15 protein-coding genes are annotated in these 18735 nt (G+C 67.9%); 11 read left to right on the forward strand and 4 right to left on the reverse strand.

Annotated elements, in window-relative coordinates; genetic code table 11:
• Positions 1 to 220: 220 nt before the first annotated feature.
• Together recN and FM111_RS06670 are read right to left on the reverse strand one after the other, a co-directional pair.
• Positions 221 to 1918, reverse strand: coding sequence for a DNA repair protein RecN (gene recN, locus FM111_RS06665; protein WP_087140191.1), 1698 nt, complete (start codon positions 1916 to 1918; stop codon positions 221 to 223).
• Positions 1919 to 2013: 95 nt separating this feature from the next.
• Positions 2014 to 2877, reverse strand: a complete 864-nt coding sequence (locus FM111_RS06670; protein ID WP_087140192.1) for an outer membrane protein assembly factor BamD — start codon at positions 2875 to 2877, stop codon at positions 2014 to 2016.
• 209 nt (positions 2878 to 3086) lie between these two features.
• Here FM111_RS06670 and FM111_RS06675 point away from each other — a divergent pair, with 209 nt between their 5' ends.
• The 4 genes from FM111_RS06675 to pth all read left to right on the forward strand — a co-directional run bounded on the left by FM111_RS06675 (position 3087) and on the right by pth (position 6692).
• A complete protein-coding gene (locus FM111_RS06675; protein WP_003165551.1) occupies positions 3087 to 4022 on the forward strand; it encodes a ribose-phosphate pyrophosphokinase in 936 nt (311 codons plus the stop codon).
• 112 nt (positions 4023 to 4134) lie between these two features.
• Complete coding sequence (locus tag FM111_RS06680) at positions 4135 to 5190, forward strand: hypothetical protein (RefSeq protein ID WP_087140193.1); 1056 nt, start codon at positions 4135 to 4137, stop codon at positions 5188 to 5190.
• Between the two features lie 150 nt (positions 5191 to 5340).
• Positions 5341 to 5958, forward strand: a complete 618-nt coding sequence (locus tag FM111_RS06685; protein WP_087140194.1) for a 50S ribosomal protein L25/general stress protein Ctc — start codon at positions 5341 to 5343, stop codon at positions 5956 to 5958.
• Between the two features lie 128 nt (positions 5959 to 6086).
• A complete protein-coding gene (gene pth / locus FM111_RS06690; protein WP_087140195.1) occupies positions 6087 to 6692 on the forward strand; it encodes an aminoacyl-tRNA hydrolase in 606 nt (201 codons plus the stop codon).
• Positions 6693 to 6852: 160 nt separating this feature from the next.
• On the opposite strand, the gene FM111_RS06695 is transcribed toward pth, so the two are convergent.
• Complete coding sequence (locus tag FM111_RS06695) at positions 6853 to 8460, reverse strand: DUF4139 domain-containing protein (protein WP_087140196.1); 1608 nt, start codon at positions 8458 to 8460, stop codon at positions 6853 to 6855.
• Between the two features lie 4 nt (positions 8461 to 8464).
• A complete protein-coding gene (locus FM111_RS06700) occupies positions 8465 to 9877 on the reverse strand; it encodes a DUF4139 domain-containing protein (RefSeq protein WP_087140197.1) in 1413 nt (470 codons plus the stop codon).
• Positions 9878 to 10005: 128 nt separating this feature from the next.
• Here FM111_RS06700 and FM111_RS16530 point away from each other — a divergent pair, with 128 nt between their 5' ends.
• The 7 genes from FM111_RS16530 (at position 10006) to FM111_RS06735 (ending at position 18677) form a co-directional block, all read left to right on the forward strand.
• Positions 10006 to 10470 (forward strand): hypothetical protein, encoded by a 465-nt coding sequence (locus FM111_RS16530; protein ID WP_256968123.1) that lies wholly within the window; start codon positions 10006 to 10008, stop codon positions 10468 to 10470.
• The gene (locus tag FM111_RS06710) at positions 10376 to 12445 is read left to right on the forward strand and encodes a TonB-dependent receptor family protein (protein ID WP_087140198.1); all 2070 of its coding nucleotides are present in this window, start codon (positions 10376 to 10378) and stop codon (positions 12443 to 12445) included. Before FM111_RS16530 ends, FM111_RS06710 begins: the two co-directional genes overlap by 95 nt.
• On the forward strand, positions 12445 to 13821 hold the full coding sequence (locus FM111_RS06715; RefSeq protein WP_087140264.1) for a PepSY-associated TM helix domain-containing protein: 1377 nt from the start codon (positions 12445 to 12447) through the stop codon (positions 13819 to 13821). Before FM111_RS06710 ends, FM111_RS06715 begins: the two co-directional genes overlap by 1 nt.
• Positions 13822 to 13835: 14 nt before the next feature.
• On the forward strand, positions 13836 to 14330 hold the full coding sequence (locus FM111_RS06720) for a copper chaperone PCu(A)C (protein ID WP_087140199.1): 495 nt from the start codon (positions 13836 to 13838) through the stop codon (positions 14328 to 14330).
• Between the two features lie 73 nt (positions 14331 to 14403).
• Positions 14404 to 15501 carry a redox-regulated ATPase YchF gene (ychF, locus tag FM111_RS06725; protein WP_087140200.1) on the forward strand — a complete coding sequence of 366 codons (1098 nt, stop codon included), beginning with the start codon at positions 14404 to 14406 and terminating at the stop codon, positions 15499 to 15501.
• A 130-nt stretch (positions 15502 to 15631) separates the two neighbouring features.
• Positions 15632 to 16903 (forward strand): O-acetylhomoserine aminocarboxypropyltransferase/cysteine synthase family protein, encoded by a 1272-nt coding sequence (locus tag FM111_RS06730; RefSeq protein WP_087140201.1) that lies wholly within the window; start codon positions 15632 to 15634, stop codon positions 16901 to 16903.
• A gap of 109 nt (positions 16904 to 17012) precedes the next feature.
• Positions 17013 to 18677, forward strand: coding sequence for a M28 family metallopeptidase (locus tag FM111_RS06735; RefSeq protein ID WP_087140202.1), 1665 nt, complete (start codon positions 17013 to 17015; stop codon positions 18675 to 18677).
• The last annotated feature ends 58 nt before the right edge of the window (positions 18678 to 18735 follow it).

An 18735-nucleotide genomic window follows, 5' to 3' on the forward strand; every position in this document is an offset into this window, starting at 1 on the left:
CAGGTGGAGGGCGAAGAAGGCTGGATCCTGGGGGTCTGAGTCTTCCTTCTCCCCTTGAGGGAGAAGGTGGGCGCCGGAGGCGCTCGGATGAGGGGTGTCAGCGTATCGGTTGTGAAAACCGCGCCGACGCCCGCTCACCAAACTTAGAGTAGACGGAGTCAGCACCCCTCATCCGTCAGGCTCCGCCTGCCACCTTCTCCCTCAGGGGAGAAGGATGGGATCAGCCGATCAGCACTCTCGCCGCCGCCCGCGCTTCATCGGTGATCTCGGCGCCCGACAGCATCCGCGCGATCTCTTCCTGACGGGGGCCTTCCTCCAGCACATCGATGGAGGTGCGGGTGTGGCCTTCAACGTCGGCCTTGCGGACCTTCCAGTGGGCGTGGCCGCGCGCCGCGACCTGCGGGCTGTGCGTCACCACCAGCACCTGAGCGCCGCGCGACAGGCGTTGCAGGCGCCCGCCCACGGCCTCGGCCACGGCGCCGCCGACGCCCTGATCCACCTCGTCGAAGATCATGACCGGCTGGCGCTGGTCCTCGCGGCTGGCCAGCGCCGCCTTCATCGCCAGCGCAAAGCGCGCCAGTTCGCCGCCCGAGGCCACCGTATCCAGCGGCCCGAAGGCGGTTCCGGCGTTGGTCGCCACCTCGAACCGCACCGTCTCGACGCCCAGCGGACCGCGACGGCCCTCGACCGGCTCCAGCGTCACGCGGAACCGGGCGCGTTCCAGTTTCAACGGACCAAGCTCGTCCATGACGGCGGCGACCAGACGGTCCCCCGCCGCTTCACGCGCCGAGGTCAGCAAAAGGGCGGCGACGTCATAGGCCTCCATCGCGACGGCGACGTCGCGGCGGGCCTTGGTCAGCGCCTCTTCGCCGTCTTCGATCAGGCGCAGTTGCTCACGCAGGCGCACCCGCAGCGCCGGCAGCGCCTCGACCGTCGTGTTGAGCTTGCGGGCGGTGGCGCGCAGGGCGAACAGCCGCTCCTCCGCCTTGTCCAGACGGCCCGGCTCGAAATCGAAGGCGTCAGCGGCGGCGTCGACGCAGGCCACGGCCTCGGTCGCCTCGACCAGGGCGCGGTCCACCGCCTCGGTGGCCAGACCCAGTTTGGCGATGATGGGGTTTTCGCCCTCGGCCCCGGCCTGCACGGCCCGCTGGCGCGCGTGCTCCACCGCGCGCAGGGCCGAGGCCAGACGCTGGCTCAGCTTGTCGCCGCCCAGCAGGTTGCGGGCGTCCGCCAGGTCGGCCACCGCCTTTTCCGCCGCGCCGAGAAGGGCGCGCTCGCCGGCCAGTTCGGTCTCTTCGTCGGGCTTGGGGTCCAGCGCGTCGAGGTCGGCCAGGTTCTGTGCGATTTCCTCGGCCTTGGTCGCAGCCTCGGCGGCCGAAGCCTCCAACGCGTCCAGATGCAGCTGCGCCGCCTTCAACCGCTCGGCCGCCGCGGCCACGCCCGACAGTTGCGGCTGCAGTCCGCCATAGTTGTCCAGCAACGCGCGGTGCGTCTTCCAGTCCAGCAGGCCGACCGTCTCATGCTGGCCGTGCACCTCGACCAGCAGGGCGCCGATCTCGCGCAGGGCCGTCACCCCGGCGGGCTGGTCGTTGACATAGGCGCGGCTGCGACCGTCGGCCGACACGACGCGGCGCAGGATCAGCTCCTCGCCCGGCGCCACCTCGAAGCCGCGTTCGGACAGCAGGGCGATCAGGGCTTCATCATCAGGCGCGGTGAAGACGGCCGTAGCCGAGGCCTGTTTGGCGCCGTTCCGCACCAGACCGGCGTCAGAGCGTGCGCCCAACGCCAGCCCCAGCGCGTCGAGGATGATGGACTTGCCCGCCCCCGTCTCGCCGGTCAGCACGGTCAGACCGTCCCCGACCTCCAGGTCAAGGGCGTCGACAAGGACGACGTCACGGATCGAAAGGGTGGTCAGCATGGGCGATCTGATTCGATGTTTCGCCGCATCCTAGCCGGAAACAGAACAGGAACGCAGCGCCTTAATCGCGCCGCGCCCTGCGTTCTGCGACCGGATCAGGCGCCGCCGGGGATCAGGCGTTGCAACCAGGATTCGCGCTTGCCTTCAGGCGGGACGGCCGGGTTTTCACCGCGCTCGCGCAGCAGGGCGAAGGCCTCGGCGTACCAGGGGCTGCCCGGATAGTTGTGTCCCAGAACGGCGGCGTTGCGGGTCGCCTCTTCCGTCAGGCCCAGGCTCAGATTGACCTCGACCAGACGGTACAGGGCCTCAGGCGTGTGCGAGGTGCGCTGGAAGTCGGGGTTGTTGATGACCGCCTTGTAGCGGTTCAACGCGCCCAGCGGCTGGTTGGCGCGCTGATAATAGCGGCCCACGGTCATTTCCTTGCCCGCCAGCTGGTCGTTGACCATGTCGATCTTGACCCGTGCGTCAGTGGCGTAGGTCGACCCGGGATAGCGGCGCACCACGTCGCGCAGGCCCGCCAGGGCGGCCTCGGCGTAGCCCTGGTCCCGGCCCACGTCGACGATCTGCTCGAAGTTGCAGACGGCCTTCATGTAGAAGGCGTAGCCTGCCGACGGATTGCCGGGGAACAGGGCGATGAAGCGGTCAGCCGCCGCGATCGCGTCCTGATAGTTGTTGTTCTGATAGTAGGCGTAGACCTGCATCAGAATCGCGCGACGGGCCCACTCCGAATAGGGGTGCTGACGCTCCACCTCCTGGAAATAGTCGACGGCGTCCATCCAGCGCTTGGACTGCAGGCGCTGGTAGCCGGTGTTGTAGAGGGCCTCGACCGGACGCTCCTCATAGGCCAGCTTCTGGCGCGGCTTGTTGCCTGCGCAGGCGGATAGCGACAGGGCCGCCACAGCGACCGTCAATAGGGCCAGGCCGGAACGAGACTTCGAAGCGAGCAAGAGCGACCTCATCAAGATGCCTTCGGGACGCGGACACGCGCGGCGCCCTCGTTAGCAGGATGCGTCCTCTATAACAGCGCTTGCGCCCAAGCCAATCGGCTGAAATCGAAGATACGACCGGAACACGGCTGGACGCCGCACCGTTCGCCGCCTAGAGAGCGCGTCCAGAAACGCACCCGCAACTATTGGCGGAGCGATGACGGCGAAAGGATGACCGGTCAATGAAGCTGCTTGCTGGCAATTCGAACCGGAGCTTGGCCCAGGCCATCGCTGCTCACCTGGACATGCCGCTGACCAAGGCTCAGGTGAAGCGCTTCGCGGACAATGAGGTGTTCGCCGTCGTCGAGGAGAACGTGCGCGGCGAGGATGTCTTCATCATCCAGTCGACCTCCTATCCGGCTAACGACAATCTGATGGAGCTGCTGATCATGACCGACGCGCTGGTGCGCGCCTCGGCCAAGCGGATCACAGCCGTCATGCCCTACTTCGGCTACGCCCGACAGGACCGCAAGACCGGCGGCCGCACGCCGATCTCGGCCAAGCTGGTCGCCAATCTGATCACCCGCGCCGGCGCCGACCGCGTCCTGACCATGGACCTGCACGCGGGTCAGATTCAGGGCTTCTTCGACATCCCGACCGACAATCTGGTGGCGACGCCCGTCCTGGCCCAGGACATCAAGGACAACTATCCGAAGGGCGACGACCTGATGATCGTCTCGCCCGACGTCGGCGGCGTGGTGCGCGCCCGCTCGCTGGCCAGCCGCCTGAATGCGGACCTCGCCATCGTCGACAAGCGCCGCCCCAAGGCGGGCGAGAGCGAAGTCATGAACATCATCGGCGACGTCGAAGGCCGCCGCTGCATCCTGTTCGACGACATCGTCGATTCGGGCGGCACCCTGGTGAACGCGGCCAAGGCGCTGATCGACCGCGGCGCGACCGAGGTCTCGGCCTACATCAGCCACGGCGTCCTGTCAGGTCCGGCGGTCGACCGCGTCGCCAACGGCCCGCTGAAGGAGCTGGTGATCACCGACTCCATCGAACAGCCTGACGAAGTTTTGAACTGCTCGAAGATCCGCCGCGTGCCCGTGGCGCCGCTGATGGGCGAGGCGATTCGGCGCATCGCCAACGAAGAGTCGGTCTCAAAGCTGTTCGATTAAGGTTCGGCTAACCATTCCCTCCGCGATATAAGGGACATGTCGTTCGGTAGGCGCCTCGCGCCTCCGACACCCCTCCAAGTGCGTATCGCTTAAAAACAAGGGAAGATCGCCGATGCCCCAGGCCTTCTTGCGTCGCGGCCTCTCCGTCGCCGCTGTCGCCGCCGCCGCCGTCCTGGCCAGCTGCTCTACGCCTGAGCCGGAAGCGCCGCCCCCTGCGCCGCCCCCGCCGCCGCCGCCTGCCCTGGCGCTGAACCAGAGCGTGGCCGAGGCCGCGTCCGTCTATGTCGCCTTCGTGCGCGAAGTGGGGTCGATCCAGGCCGGCTTCCCCGACGCCGAATCCATTCAGGCCGCCGTCCGCAAGGGCGCCGCCGTCGAGGCGGGGCAGTTGTCGCGCGGCATGATCGCCTACGGCGCCATCCTGGCCCTGCAATCGCCTGAGTACGTCGCCGGCGTGCGCCAATTCGCCTCCGATCCGGCCCAGCGTCAGCAGATGGTGTCGCGAATCGTCGCCGACCCGGCCTACGCGGCCACCCTGCCCGGCGCGGAAGCCGCCGCCGGTCTGATCGCCAGCACCATGGGACGCGACGCCGAGGTCATGGCCGCCCTGGCTGAAGCGGTCGAAACCGATGCCTACACCATCCAGGGGCGCAGCGACCCGCGTCGTCGCTGGGCCACTCAGCCCGTCGCGGACCGCGTCGGCCGACTGGAAGGGGCCAAGTCCCTGTCGGCCGTGCCGCGCCTGCCCTCGGCCGAGGACAGCGCCCGTCTGTTCGCCGCCGCCAACAGCGGCTCGGGCCTGAACCTGACCGCCGCCCAGCGCGGCGCGCCGTTCACGCCCGCCATCGTCAACTCCCTGGCCATCGCGGCCCTGGCGGCCCTGGGCGCCGCGGGCGAGGACGCCAAGGCGAACACCGACGCCCTGACGACCGAATCGAACAATGAGTTCTGCCTCAATCTGTCGAAGCTGATGCTGTTCCAGTGTCTGGCGGCGGCCAAGCCGAACTATGAGGACATCTTCTGCGCCGGTCGTCACGTCGTCCGCGACCTGGCCCAGTGCACCTCGCAGTACACGGGACCTATGCCCACCATCACCGTGGCCGTGCCGCCTGCGGGCGCGCCCACGCCGATGGCCCAGGCCGAGAACCAGCCCGCCACCCCAAACGGCTAGGGCTGATTATCGCTGCGGGCAGAGCCGGGGCGGTTGCGTCCGCCCCGTGTTCCGTGTAATAGCCCGCGCTCTTGAATTCGAAGGGTTCATGACCCCGCCGCGCGGGACACGGTTCTGCGCAGGCGTTTACTTGTATTGAAGGCGAGCCCGATGGCTGAGATCATTCTGAACGTTGATGTCCGCGAAAACGTGGGCACCGGCGGCGCCCGCGCCGCGCGCCGCGAAGGCGCCGTCCCCGGCGTGCTGTACGGCGGCGACAAGGCCCCGGTGGCCATCTCCGTGAACGAACGCGAGTTCCGCAAGTCGCTGTACACCGGCAAGCTGATCGGTCACCTGGTGACCCTGAAGTACGGCAAGGAAACCCAGCCGGTCATCGCCAAGGACATCCAGTTCGATCCGGTTTCCGATCGCCCGATGCACTTCGACCTGATGCGCGTCGGCGCCAAGGAAGAGATCAAGATCGAAATCCCGGTCGCCTTCGTCAACGCTGACGAAGCCCCCTACACCCGCCAGGGCGGCATGCTGGAAGTCGTCCGTCACACGGTCGAAATCCTGGTCCGCGCCGACCGTATCCCGGCTGAACTGGTCGTCGACCTGAAGGGCCGCGAAATCGGCGAGAACATCCGCATCTCGGACATCCAACTGCCGGAAGGCGCCTCGGCCACCATCACCGACCGCGACTTCATGATCGCCGCGATCAAGAACTCGGCCGCTGGTCAGTCGGACGCCGGCGACACCACGGCCGAAGCCGAAGCCGAAGAAGCCTGATCGGCTTCATGCGTCCCCTAGGGCCCTGCGTACGGCGCAGGGCTGCTTGAGGGGGATCAGGAAATCAGCCCCGCCAGGTTCGCCCGGCGGGGCTTTTCTTTGTCTGAAGCACGGGGCATGAGGACCGCATGATCATCATCGCCGGCCTGGGCAATCCCGGCCCCAAATACGAAAAGAACCGCCACAACATCGGCTTCATGGCCGTGGACGAGATCGCCAGCCGCTGGCGCTTCGGCCCCTCGCGCGCCAAGTTCCAGTCGATCGTCGCCGACGGGGAGGTCGAGGGGACAAAGGTCCTGCTGATGAAGCCACAGACCTATATGAACGAGAGCGGCCGCGCCGTCGGCGAGGCGGCGCGCTTCTACAAGGTGAAGCCCGAGCACGTCATCGTCTTCCACGACGAGATCGACCTGGCCCCCGGCCGTTTCCGCATGAAGAAGGGCGGCGGCGCGGCGGGTCAGAACGGCGTCCGCAGCCTGATCAGCCACCTGGGCGCCGACTTCCGACGCGCCCGCATGGGCATCGGCCACCCTGGCGAGCCGCAATTGGTCATGCACCACGTCCTGGGCGACTTCCACAAGGCAGATCTGCCTTGGCTGGACCCGATGCTGCAGGCCTGCGCCGACGCCCTGCCCTTCGCCGTGGCGGGCGACGACGAACGCTATCAGGGCGAAGTCATGCGCCTGGCCCCGGCGTCGAAGTTCAGCCCGAGGCAGGCGGCCAAAGGCGAATAACACAACGCCTCTCCCTCCCCGTCCCGGGGAGGGTGGCTGAGCCGAAGGCGAGGCCGGGTGGGGGCGGCTCGGCTATTCAGACGCAGAGGGCCGATCACCAAGCCCCCACCCGGTCGCTACGCGACCACCCTCCCCGGGACGGGGAGGGAGAATCACAGCCTCAATCCGTCGTCGTCCACGCGGCCGTCAACGTCGCCGCGCCGTTCGCGGGCACGCTCAGCGTCCAGACCGGATAGCCGGTGTCGTCCACCCGGCTGCGCACCGACTGGCTGCGGATGTGGAAGCCGCGCTGCATGGCGGCCGCGGCGACCAGTTCGACCGTCACCGGCTCGGATCGGGCGTTGGTGACGGTGGTCTCGACTTCGGTGCGTTCAGTCGTGACGGCGCCGCGCGTCGAACTGCCGGACTTCACCAGCCGTGTCTGCACACGCACATCCGGCGATTCGCCAAAGGCCAGCCGCACCGGCAGACCCACGCCCTTGTCCTCGAACCGGTCCTGACCAGCCAGCAGCACGCCGCCCGCCCCGTCCGGCTGCATCACCGCCACCGAGCCGCCCGGCAGAGCCACGCCCAGCCCGGCGCGCGCCTCGTTGCGCAGCTTCATGACGATGGCCGTGGGGCGAGACTCCTCGTCCGGGTTCAGCACCCCGCCCCGATAGACCCGCTCATAGGCCACGCCCTCGCGCTCCAGAAAACGCACCTGCTTGGTCTGGCGCGCCGCGACGGTCGTCGGCTCCGGCAGGGTGTAGATCTTGTAGTCGCCCAGCTCGCCCTGTTCGGCCAGCTTCGGAGCGCGGGCCATGCGGCTGCCGGTGACGACGACATCAGCCGCCTCCATCACCGCTGGCCTCGGCGGCGCCGGAGGCGGCGGAGGCGGTGGCGCCCCGCCATAGCCCGCGAACTGCCCCGAACCGAACGTCGTCGTCCCCTGCGGCCAGCACTGGTTCTGCTGATAGCGGACCAGCGGCTCGACCGGCGTGGTGCCTGCGTCCTTCCTCAGCGTGCCCGCCACCACCTGCACCGGCGCGTCGGGGAAGCCCGTGCCGCCGAAGTTGGCCAGCGTCACCCAACCGGTCAGGTCCAGCGTCCCGTCCGTCGGGTCCAGCCGCGCCACATAGTCGGCCGACCACTGCAGCCCCGTGGTCAGATAGGCCAACGTCACCGTGTGCCGCCCCGCCCGCTCGGCGCGCGTGCGCACAGACAGGGTCGGCTGGTCTCCCAGCCCCTCGGGTACGCGGTCGAAGACGACCCGCTCGGTCTGGCCCGAGCAGTCCAGCGCCTCGAACCGGCCGTCGATCTCCAGCACGGTCCCTTGCACGCCCGCGCGGATGACAGCGGCTTTCTCGACCTGTTCGCCGGTCGCGGGATTGGTGCGGACGACGCGCACCACCTCGCCGATGGACTTCTCCATCAGGCTGGCGGGCGACAGCAGGTCGAAGTCGGCGTTGCGCTCGACCACATGGGCGGGCAGGCCCTCCAGCACGGCGCTTTGCGGCACGACGCCGGTGGCCAGTCCGCGAAAACGGATGATCCCCTCGCCCGCCGGAAGATCGACCGTGCGCGTCTCGACGATCAGGGCCAGCCCCTGACGGTCCAGACGGCTCCACGGCTGGCGCGACTGCGCCATCAGTTGGACCGTATCGACTGGCTGATCACGATAGATCACCACCGTCGCCCCGTCAGGACGCGCGGAAACGCTTTCCGTCTGCGCCCATGCCGCAGGCGCCAGAAGGCTCAACGCAGTGGTGATCGCCAGAAGGCGTCGCATGAGATCAGCCGCCCGTGGTGATGGTCGCGGTCAGCTTCGTCTCGCCATTGGCGGGCACCGGCACGCGCCAGACGACGGTACGCGCGTCGCGCATCTCGCCCGTGATGCTCTGGTCCGTCAGCTCCGTGTCGCGACCCAGACCGCGCTGGCGCACCTCGACCGTCACCGGCTCCGATCGGGCGTTGCGGACCGTGTACTCCATCGCATAGCGGGTGCGGAAATAGTCGACCAACCGCTTGGACACCCGCTCGGACGACACCAGACGCGGCTGCACCGTCACATCGAAAGCGTCACCGGTCGTCACCACGATCTCGGATCCGGCAGGCGAGTGATCGACCTGGCTTTCGCCGATGAAGCGCGGCTCGCCCGCCTCATCCTTCACATAGACGCGGATCACCCCCGCCGGCAGGGCGCGCGCGGCGGCGCCCGATCCGTTGGCGAAGATGACGCCGACTTCGGCCGCGATTGGCTCCTCGGCGCTGTAGAAGCCGTCGACGACCCGTAGATAGCGCTTGGTCGCCGGCACGCCCGCCGCGTCGATCAGGCCGACCTGCTTGGTCTGATTGTTGGCGACGGTGACGGCCTCGGGCAGCGGATAGACATAGACGTCGGCCAGCGCGCCCTCGCCGCCCGACTGGGTTCCATTGCCCCGCACGCCGCCGCCACGCATGGGCTGTCGCGGATTATAGCCGCCCTCATTGATCAGATTGACGTCGCCCGCCACCACTCGCGTCTGGGCGTTGCTGAAGGTCGCGCCCGAGTTATTGGTCAGCGTCACCCAGCCCGTCAGGTCCAGCTTGCCCGCCTTCTCGTCGAAACGGGCGACATAGTCCGCCTTCCACGTCAAACCGCTGGTCAAATAGGAGAGCGTCGTCTCACGGCGCCCGGCCCCTTCGGCGTCCAGGGTGACGCTGAGCGTCGGGCGCGGGCGCAGGTTCTGCGGCACCCGGTCGAAGATGACGCGCGTGGGTACGCCGTCGTCGCGCAACACCTCGATGCGGTTGCCGATCTGCAGCACCACGCCCTGATTCGCCGCCAGAACGCGGGCGCGTTCCGTCGTCTGCGCGCCCGATCCGGGGTTGGTGCGGACGATGCCGATCTCATTGCCGACGGCGCTTTCCATCAGCTTGCCCGGCGTCAGCAGGTCATAGTCGAAGTTCTGCTCCACCACCGACAGGCCGCGCCCCGACAGGCCGACCGTTTCGGGCCGGATGCTGGCCGAAACGCCCGGAAACTCCTGACGCGAGCGCCCGGCGGGCACGTTCAGGTTCCGCACGTCCTCCACCAGGGCGATGTTCTGATTATAGACCGTCAGGGACACGCGGTCGGGACCGCCCGGCCCCTCCTCCACCTGTTGCGCGGCGGCAGGCGCGGCAAGAAGCAGGGCGAGAGCGAAGGGTCCGATGGCGCGGATCATGCGTATCCTCGATGACTGTCCAAGCGTCACGCTGCACCGCGAAGGCGGTCTTGTCGAGGCCGCGCGCGACGCCGCGTCGCCCCTTGCCGGTCTAGCTTCCCCGCCTGGGAAGGTTTAAGCCCTGCCCCGTGACCCGCTCCCAGGCTGAAAACTGGTCGACCTGGCGCTCGCTGGCCTTCCTGGCCGCGACGTTCGCCATCGTGATCGGCAGCCTGATGCCGTTCGCGGCGCTGGCGGCCTCCACGCCCGGCCAGCCCATCGTCATCTGCTCGGCCGACGGCCCCCAGACCATCCAGTCCGGCGGCGTCGACGGCCCGATCAAGGCTGAGATGGGCGCCAAATGCGCCGCCTGCGTCATGCCTCTGCTGGCCGCCCTGCCCGCGCCCGCCGCGCCCGCCGTCGCGCGCTCCGCCTCACGCCTGAAAACCAGACCCATCGACGCCGCGCGCCTGCTGAAGGCCTGCGCGGCCGCACATCTGTTTTCAGGATACAAGTTCCATGTCTCTCAAGACCGCTGCGGCGCCGTGCGCCCTGCTCATCGGCGCCTGCCTGGCGCCGTCCATCGCCCATGCCTACGACCTGTCGAAGGCTGACAGCCCCACCGTCGTCGACAGCATCATCGTCACCGGCCGTCGCAACGCCGAAGACCCGACCGTCGTGGCCGAGGCTCGTGACCGTCTCAGCCGCACCCCCGGCGCCGTCGCCGTGGTGTCGGCCGAAAGCTATTCCGACCGCTTCGTCCAGGGCTTTTCAGACACCCTGCGCAACGTCCCCGGCGTGCTGGCGCAAAAGCGGTTCGGCGAGGAAAGCCGCCTGTCCATCCGCGGCTCGGGCATCGCCCAAGGCTTCCACCAGCGCGGCGTCCTGTTCGCCCAGGACGGCGTGCCCTTCGCCGACGCCGACGGCTTTTCCGACTTCCAGAGCGTCGATTCCCTCAGCGCCCGCTATGTCGAGGTGTGGAAGGGCGCCAACACCCTGCGCTTCGGCGGGGCGCAACTGGGCGGGGCCATCAACCTCGTCACCCCGACCGGCCGCACCGCCCGCCAGCGCGCCCTGATGCAGATCGAGGGCGGCAGTTACGGCTTCGTGCGCGCCCACGGCGCCGTCGCCGAAACCTATGGCGACTGGGATGTCTATGCCGCCGCCACCGCCATGCAGGGCGACGGCTGGCGCGACCACAGCAAACAGTCACAAGGCCGCCTAACCGTCAATGCGGGCCGTTCCTTCGGCGAGGACCGCGAGGTGCGCCTGATCGCCCAGGCCGCCGACATCAAGCAGGACATGCCCGGCGCCCTGACGCTGGACGATGCGCTGAACAAGCCGCGCAAGGCCTCGAACGGCGCCCTGTCCGGCGATCAGGCACGCGACCTGACGGTCAAGCGGCTGACGCTGCAGACCCGCTGGCGCTTCAATGAATCCACCCTGTTCGAGGGCGCCGTCTGGGGCTGGGAGAAGTCGCTGTATCACCCGATCTTTCAGGTGATGGATCAGGACAGCGCCACGCGCGGCGCCTTCGCCCGCATCGACTGGACGGGCGACATCGGCGGCCTGCGCGCCGACGCCTTCTACGGCTTCTCGTGGCGCGAGGGAGAGGTCGAGGCCCTGCGCTATCTGAATCTGGCGGGCCAACGCGGCGCCAAGACCGCCGATGCGCGTCAGGACGCCTCCGGTCAGGACGTCTTCGCCGAGGGGCGGCTGTTCGTCACCGAACAACTGGCCCTGGTCGCGGGCGGCTCATGGGGGCGCGCCACGCGTGACTATCTGGACCGCATGACCCCGGCCAACGACGCCAGCCGGGACTATGAGTGGTTCTCGCCACGCATGGGCCTGTTGTGGGAAGCGGAAAGCGGCGCCCAGGTGTTCGCCAACCTGACCCGCTCGGTCGAACCGCCGACCTATGGCGCCCTGGTGCAGGCGCCGTTGACCGGCTTCACCCCGGTCGAGGTTCAGGACGCCTGGACCGGCGAGATCGGCACGCGCGGCCGTCATGGCCCTCTGGCCTGGGATCTGGTCGCCTATCGCAGCCGGATCGAGGGCGAGATGCTGAACTTCATCACCAGCCCCGACATTCCCGCCGCCACCTTCAACGCCAAGAAGACCATCCACCAGGGCATCGAGGCTGGGCTGGACTGGACCCTGCCGCTCGAACCGGCGGACGGGTCGCTGATGCTGCGTCAGGTCTATAACTGGAGCGACTTCCGCTTCGACGGCGACGCGCGCTGGGGCGACAACCGCCTGCCGGTCGTGCCGCAGCATCAGTATCGCGCCGAGCTGACCTGGCGCCACCCGACGGGCGTCTTCGTCACCCCGTCGGTCGAGTGGCGGCTGTCCAGCCCCTACGTCGACTACGCCAACACCATGAAGGCGCCGGACTACGCCGTGCTGGGCCTGACGGGCGGTTTCAACATCAACGCCAGAACCTCGGTCTACATCGACGCGCGCAACCTGACCGACAAGCGTTACGTCGGCGAGTTCTCGGCCGTGACCGACGCCAGCAAGGCGCAAACCGGCGTCTTCTTCCCCGGCGAGGGCCGTTCGGTCTCCGTCGGCCTTCGGCTGGCCTATTGATGGGCCGTTCCGCCTCAACACAGGCCAAGGCGCCGGACGTGATGTCCGGCGCCTATCGGGCCGTCTGGCGCTGGCACTTCTACGCCGGGGTGCTGGTCATGCCGTTCCTGATGCTGCTGACGCTGACGGGCGGCCTCTATCTGTTCAAGGATGAGATCGACCACGCCGTCTATCGCTCCATAATCGAGGTTCCGGCCAGCGCCCAGCAGGCTGATCCCGATCAGTGGCTGGCCGCCGCCGCCCAAGCGGGCGAAGGCCGGGCAGCGAACGTTCTGGTGCCTGACCGCGCCGATCAGGCCGTGCGCGTCCGCGTCGACCAAGCTGACGGCGCCCAGCGCACCGTCTTCGTCGATCCACACACGGCCAAGGTCACCGGCGTGACCGCCTATGGCGGCGTGACCGAGACGATCAAGAAGCTGCACTCCCTCAGCCTGTTCGGCGGCCCCATCGGCACGGCGCTGAACATTCTGGTCGAGATCGTCGCGGGCTGGGCCATCATCCTGTGCGCCACCGGCCTCTACCTGTGGTGGCCCCGCCGTCGCGTCGGCGCCGTGCTGAAGCCCAGCGAGACCGACGCCAGCCGCCGCCCCTTCTGGCGCGATATCCACGCCCTGACCGGCTTCTACGTCGGCGGAGTGATCATCTTCCTCTCGGTCACGGGGATGCCCTGGTCGGCCGTCTGGGGCGATCAGTTCATGGGCGTTATGCGCGGCACGGGACTGGGCCGTCCGCCCGCGCCCGCCGCCGCCAGCCCCTGGAGCCACGCCAAGCCCCACGACGCCCCGGCGGGCGTGGGCTGGACGCTGGAGAACGCCGTCCTGCCCGCCCATGATTACGGCGTCGCCAGTCTAACGCGCGTTCTTGATACCGCGCAGACGCAGGACCTGCCCCGCCCCTTCACCGTCAGCATCCCGCAGTCGTCCGATCTGGCCTGGACCGTCGCCCGCCAGACCCGCAAGGCCGAGGACGCCCGCAGTCTCTATGTCGACGGCGCCAGCGGGGCGGTGAAGGCCGATCTGCGCTGGAGCCAGTTCGGCGTCATGGCCAAGGGCTTTGAATGGGGCATCGCCGTCCATCAGGGGATGCAGTACGGCTGGATCAACCGCATCGTCATGCTCATCGGCTGCATCGCCGTGTGGCTGCTGGCGATCAGCGGCCTGATCATGTGGTGGAAGCGCCGCCCGCCCAGTCTGTCGCGCCGCCGCTCCGGCGCTCCGACGGCGCCGCCCGGCCCGCGCGCAAGTATCGCCGTGCTGTGCATCGTCATCCCCCTGTCCATCCTCTATCCCTTGACGGGACTGAGCCTTGTGGCCGCCCTGCTGCTCGACCGAGTGGTGCGGATGCTCACCGGGTCCAAGCCCGTCGCAGCCTCTTGATAAGGAGCTTCAACTTGAAACGTCTGTTCGCCCTGACCGCCCTGTCGGCCGCCGCCCTCACCCTCGCCGCCTGCGGCCAGCCCGCCGAGAAGTCAGCGGAAGCCGCCAAGGACGCCACGGTCGCGCCCGGCACGGTCCAGGTCGCCGACGCCTGGTGCCGCCCCACGCCCAACGGCGCCAAGGCCGGGGGCTGCTATCTGACCCTGACGGCAGGCTCCGACGACCGTCTGGTCAGCGTCTCGACCGCTCTGGCCCAGTCGGCCCAGGTGCATGAGATGAAGATGGAGAACGGGGTCATGAGCATGGCCCATCTAGCCGACGGCCTGCCTCTGCCCGCCGGAACGCCGGTCGAGCTGAAGCCGGGCGGAAACCACATCATGCTGATGGGCCTGCGCGATCCGTTGGTCGACGGCAGCGTGGCCTCCTTCACCCTGACGTTCGAGAAGGCCGGCCCCATCGGCGTCCACGCGGCTATCAAGCAGCCGCCGGTGGTGGATTCGGAGGAGTAAGAGGCTCTCTTAATGGCGCGAGCCTGACAAACCGGCCCGAACCGGCTAAAGGCTCGCGCTCACGAGGAATACCATGGCCCTGAAAGTCGCGATCGTCGGCTTGCCCAACGTCGGCAAGTCCACCCTGTTCAACGCCCTGACCAAGACGGCGGCGGCCCAAGCGGCCAACTATCCGTTCTGCACCATCGAGCCGAACACCGGCGACGTGGCCGTGCCGGAACCGCGCCTGAACGTCCTGGCGAGCATCGCCGGGTCCAAGGAGATCATCCCCTCGCGGATCACCTTCGTGGACATCGCTGGTCTGGTGCGAGGTGCCTCCAAGGGCGAAGGCCTGGGCAACCAGTTCCTGGCCAACATCCGCGACTGCGACGCCATCGCCTTCGTCGCCCGCTGCTTCGTCGACGACGACATCACCCACGTCGAGAACCGCATCGACCCGATCTCGGACCTCGAGATCATTGAGACCGAGCTGATGCTGGCCGACCTCGAGAGCCTGGAACGCCGCCGCGTCCAGATCGAGAAGCGCGCCAAGGGCGGCGACAAGGAATCCCAGCTGAACCTCAAGCTGATCGACGCCGCGCTTGAAAAGCTGCGCGACGGCAAGCCCGCGCGCCTGGCCGAGGTGTCCAAGGAGGACAAGAAGGCCTGGGACATGCTGCAGTTGCTGACCGCCCTGCCCGCCCTCTACGTCGCCAACGTCGAGGAATCCTCGGCCGACAAGGGCAATGAGCTGTCCGACCTGGTGGCCAAGCGCGCCGCCGAGGACAACGCCAACTCAGTCGTCATCTCGGCCCAGATCGAGTCCGAGATCGCCGTCCTGGACGACGAGGAGCAAAAGGAGTTCCTCGAGACCCTGGGTCTGGAAGAGCCCGGCCTGAACCGCCTGATCCGCGAGGCCTACAAGCTGCTGGGCCTGCAGACCTACTTCACCGTCGGCCCGAAGGAAGCCCGCGCCTGGACCATCCCTGTCGGCGCCACCGCGCCGCAGGCGGCGGGCGTGATCCACACCGACTTCGAAAAGGGCTTCATCCGCGGCGAAACCATCGCCTTCGACGATTACGTCGCGCTGAAGGGCGAAGCGGGCGCCAAGGAAGCGGGCAAGATGCGCGCCGAAGGCAAGGCCTATATCGTCAAGGACGGGGATGTGATGCATTTCCTGTTCAACAACTAGGCTACTTCCTCAGGGCGGTTAGAAAATCTGACCGCCCTGATAGAATTACTGAAATTCCATACCCTTGCAGGTATCGCCAAAGCCCTGGATGAATCAGCTCAATTGACGCTGAAAATTCTCCAGGGACGCCATGAAGTTCGATACCCTCGCCGTGCACGCCGGTTATTCGCCGGACCCGACCACCAAGTCGGTCGCCGTGCCCATCTACCAGACCACCAGCTACGCCTTCGACGACACCCAGCACGGGGCGGATCTGTTCGACCTGAAGGTGGCGGGCAACATCTACACCCGCATCATGAACCCGACGTCCGACGTGCTGGAGCAGCGCCTCGCGGCGCTGGAGGGCGGCATCGCGGCGCTGACCGTGGCCTCGGGTCAGGCGGCGATCACCTATGCGATCCTGACCATCGCCGGGGCGGGCGACAACATCATCGCCACCTCGACCCTGTATGGCGGCACCTACAATCTGTTCGCCCACACCCTGCCGCAATACGGCATCACGGTGCGCTTCATCGACGCCGCCGATCCGGCCACCATCGCCGCCAATACGGATGAGCGCACCAAGGCGGTCTTCTGCGAATCCATCGGCAACCCGCTGGGCAATGTCGTGGACTTCGGCGCCCTGGCCGACGCGGCGCACGCACAAGGGTTGCCGCTGATCGTCGACAACACTGTGCCGACCCCCTACCTGACCCGCCCGATCGAGCATGGGGCGGACATCGTCGTCCACTCCCTGACCAAATACATCGGCGGCCACGGCACCAGCATCGGCGGCGCCATCGTGGACAGCGGCAACTTCCCCTGGGCCGAACACAAGGCGCGCTTCCGCCGCCTAAACGAGCCGGAGGTCAGCTATCACGGCGTCGTCTACACCGAGGCGCTTGGCCCGGCGGCCTTCATCGGCCGGGTGCGCACGGTTCTGCTGCGGAACACCGGCGCGGCCATCTCGCCGTTCAACAGCTTCCTGATCCTGCAGGGGCTCGAGACGCTGGGTCTGCGCATGGACCGTCACGTCGCGAACGCCACCGCCGTCGCCCAATGGCTGAAGGCCCATCCCAAGGTGGAATGGGTCAACTACGCCGGGCTGGAAGATCATCCGTCCAACCCGCTGATTAAGAAGTATTTCGGCGGCAAGGCGTCGGGCCTGCTGACCTTCGGCGTGAAGGGCGGTCGTGAGGCGGGCGCCCGCTTCCAGGACGCGGTGAAGATCTTCACCCGTCTGGTCAACATCGGCGACGCCAAGTCGCTGGTCTGCCACCCGGCCTCGACCACCCACCGCCAGCTGTCGCCGGACGAACTGAACAAGGCGGGCGTGACCGAGGACACCGTGCGCCTGTCGGTCGGCATCGAACACATCGACGACCTGATCGCCGATCTGGACCAGGCCCTGGCCGCCGTCTGATTTTCCGACCTGTCCCAGCCAGGCGCCACCGACGCGGCGCTTGGCTGTCGACACTCGCGATCCGGCTCACTACGGTCCCGCCATCGAATTCTCCGAGGGGTGAGACTGTATGCGTATTTCATCTTCCATCGCCGTCCTGGCGTTCGCCGCGGCCCTGGCCGGCGGCGCGGCCGCCCAGGCCCAGACCGCTCAGGCCCAGACCGCGCCCGCCTTCGACGCCGCGCGCATTTCCGAGGACATCCGCGTCCTGTCGGACGACAGCTTCGAGGGTCGCGGCATCGCCACCCCGGCCGAGCAAAAGGTCATCGACTACCTGAGCCGTCAGTATGCGGCCGCAGGCTTCGCCCCCGGCGGCGAGAACGGCGGCTGGACCCAGGCCGTGGGCCTGAACCGTTTCAGCGTCTCCAACGTCTCGGGCCAGTTGAAACTGGGCGACTGGAGTCAGTCGCTGACGCAGGGTCAGGAAGTCACCATGACCACTCGCCTGCCCGGCGCGACGGTCGACCTGAAGGACAAGCCGCTGGTCTTCGTCGGCTACGGCATCAGCGCGCCCGAGCGCCAGTGGAACGACTTCAAGACCGACGTGCGCGGCAAGGTGATCGTCGTCCTGGTCAATGACGCCGATTTCGAAGACCCGTCGCTGAACACCTTCGGCGGCGAAGCCATGACCTACTACGGCCGCTGGACCTACAAGTTCGAAGAGGCAGCGCGTCAGGGCGCCGCGGGCGTGCTGATCGTGCATGAGACCAAGCCCGCCTCCTACGGCTGGACCACGGTCGCCAACTCCTGGGGCGTGCCGCAGTTCGACATCGTGCGCGCCGATCCGTCGGCCGAACGCGTGGCGATGGAAGGCTGGATCCAGCGTGATCTGGCCGTCGACCTGTTCCGCCGCGCGGGCCTCGACTTCGAGCAGGAGAAGATCAAGGCGCGCAGCCGCGACTTCCAGCCCGTCGAACTGACCGGCGCGACGCTGGACGCCAAGTTCGACGTGAAGTCCGAGCGCATCGTCACACACAACATCGTGGCCAAGCTGGAAGGCACGACCCACCCGGACGAGACCATCCTCTACACCGGCCACTGGGACCACATCGGCATGGGCGAGCCGGACGCCAACGGCGACCGCATCTTCAACGGCGCCATCGACAACGCTTCGGGCACGGCGGCCCTGCTGGAAATGTCGCGCCAATGGTCGGCCGGACCGCGGCCTGAACGCACCATCGTCATGATCAGCTTCACCGGCGAGGAAAGCGGCCTGCTGGGTTCGGAATTCTACGCCGCCAACCCGCTGTATCCGGTGGAGAAGACCGTCGGCGGCTTCAATATCGACTCGGCCGCCGTCTTCGGTCGGATGAACAAGCTGGGTGTGACCGGCTACGGCCATTCGGAACTGGACGAGCCGGTGATCGCGGCGGCGGCGGCGCAAGGGCGCGGCTTCGTCGGTGACGCCGGGGCGGCGGCGGGCATCTACTTCCGCTCGGACCACTTCCCGCTCGCCAAGAAGGGCGTGCCGATGGCCTATCTGTCCTCGACGGGCGAGTTCATCGACGCTCCGATCGAGCCGCGCCTGGCGCGCGCCGCCGACTACCGCGCCAACCGCTACCATCAGGCGGCGGACGAGTGGGAAGCCGATTGGGACTATTCGGGCATGCTCCAGGACCTGGAGGTCATGTTCAAGGTCGGTCAGGATCTGGCCAACAGCCGCGACTGGCCGGAATGGAAGTCCGGCTCGGAATTCGGCCCGGAACGCGCCAAGAGCGCCGCTCAGCGCCGCTGATCCGACCTCTCGGTCGAACATGACGAAAATGTAAGGGGCGGCCTCGCAAGGGGCCGCC

It is taken from the genome of Brevundimonas diminuta 3F5N (assembly GCF_900163625.1).
In the GTDB taxonomy this organism is placed as follows: domain Bacteria; phylum Pseudomonadota; class Alphaproteobacteria; order Caulobacterales; family Caulobacteraceae; genus Brevundimonas; species Brevundimonas diminuta_A.

Coding starts and splice junctions, on each gene's coding strand:
- recN (WP_087140191.1), bottom strand. CDS start 1,918: ATGCTGACCACCCTTTCGATCCGTGACGTCGTCCTTGTCGACGCCCTT.
- FM111_RS06670 (WP_087140192.1), bottom strand. CDS start 2,877: ATGAGGTCGCTCTTGCTCGCTTCGAAGTCTCGTTCCGGCCTGGCCCTA.
- FM111_RS06675 (WP_003165551.1), top strand. CDS start 3,087: ATGAAGCTGCTTGCTGGCAATTCGAACCGGAGCTTGGCCCAGGCCATC.
- FM111_RS06680 (WP_087140193.1), top strand. CDS start 4,135: ATGCCCCAGGCCTTCTTGCGTCGCGGCCTCTCCGTCGCCGCTGTCGCC.
- FM111_RS06685 (WP_087140194.1), top strand. CDS start 5,341: ATGGCTGAGATCATTCTGAACGTTGATGTCCGCGAAAACGTGGGCACC.
- pth (WP_087140195.1), top strand. CDS start 6,087: ATGATCATCATCGCCGGCCTGGGCAATCCCGGCCCCAAATACGAAAAG.
- FM111_RS06695 (WP_087140196.1), bottom strand. CDS start 8,460: ATGCGACGCCTTCTGGCGATCACCACTGCGTTGAGCCTTCTGGCGCCT.
- FM111_RS06700 (WP_087140197.1), bottom strand. CDS start 9,877: ATGATCCGCGCCATCGGACCCTTCGCTCTCGCCCTGCTTCTTGCCGCG.
- FM111_RS06710 (WP_087140198.1), top strand. CDS start 10,376: ATGTCTCTCAAGACCGCTGCGGCGCCGTGCGCCCTGCTCATCGGCGCC.
- FM111_RS06715 (WP_087140264.1), top strand. CDS start 12,445: ATGGGCCGTTCCGCCTCAACACAGGCCAAGGCGCCGGACGTGATGTCC.
- ychF (WP_087140200.1), top strand. CDS start 14,404: ATGGCCCTGAAAGTCGCGATCGTCGGCTTGCCCAACGTCGGCAAGTCC.
- FM111_RS06730 (WP_087140201.1), top strand. CDS start 15,632: ATGAAGTTCGATACCCTCGCCGTGCACGCCGGTTATTCGCCGGACCCG.
- FM111_RS06735 (WP_087140202.1), top strand. CDS start 17,013: ATGCGTATTTCATCTTCCATCGCCGTCCTGGCGTTCGCCGCGGCCCTG.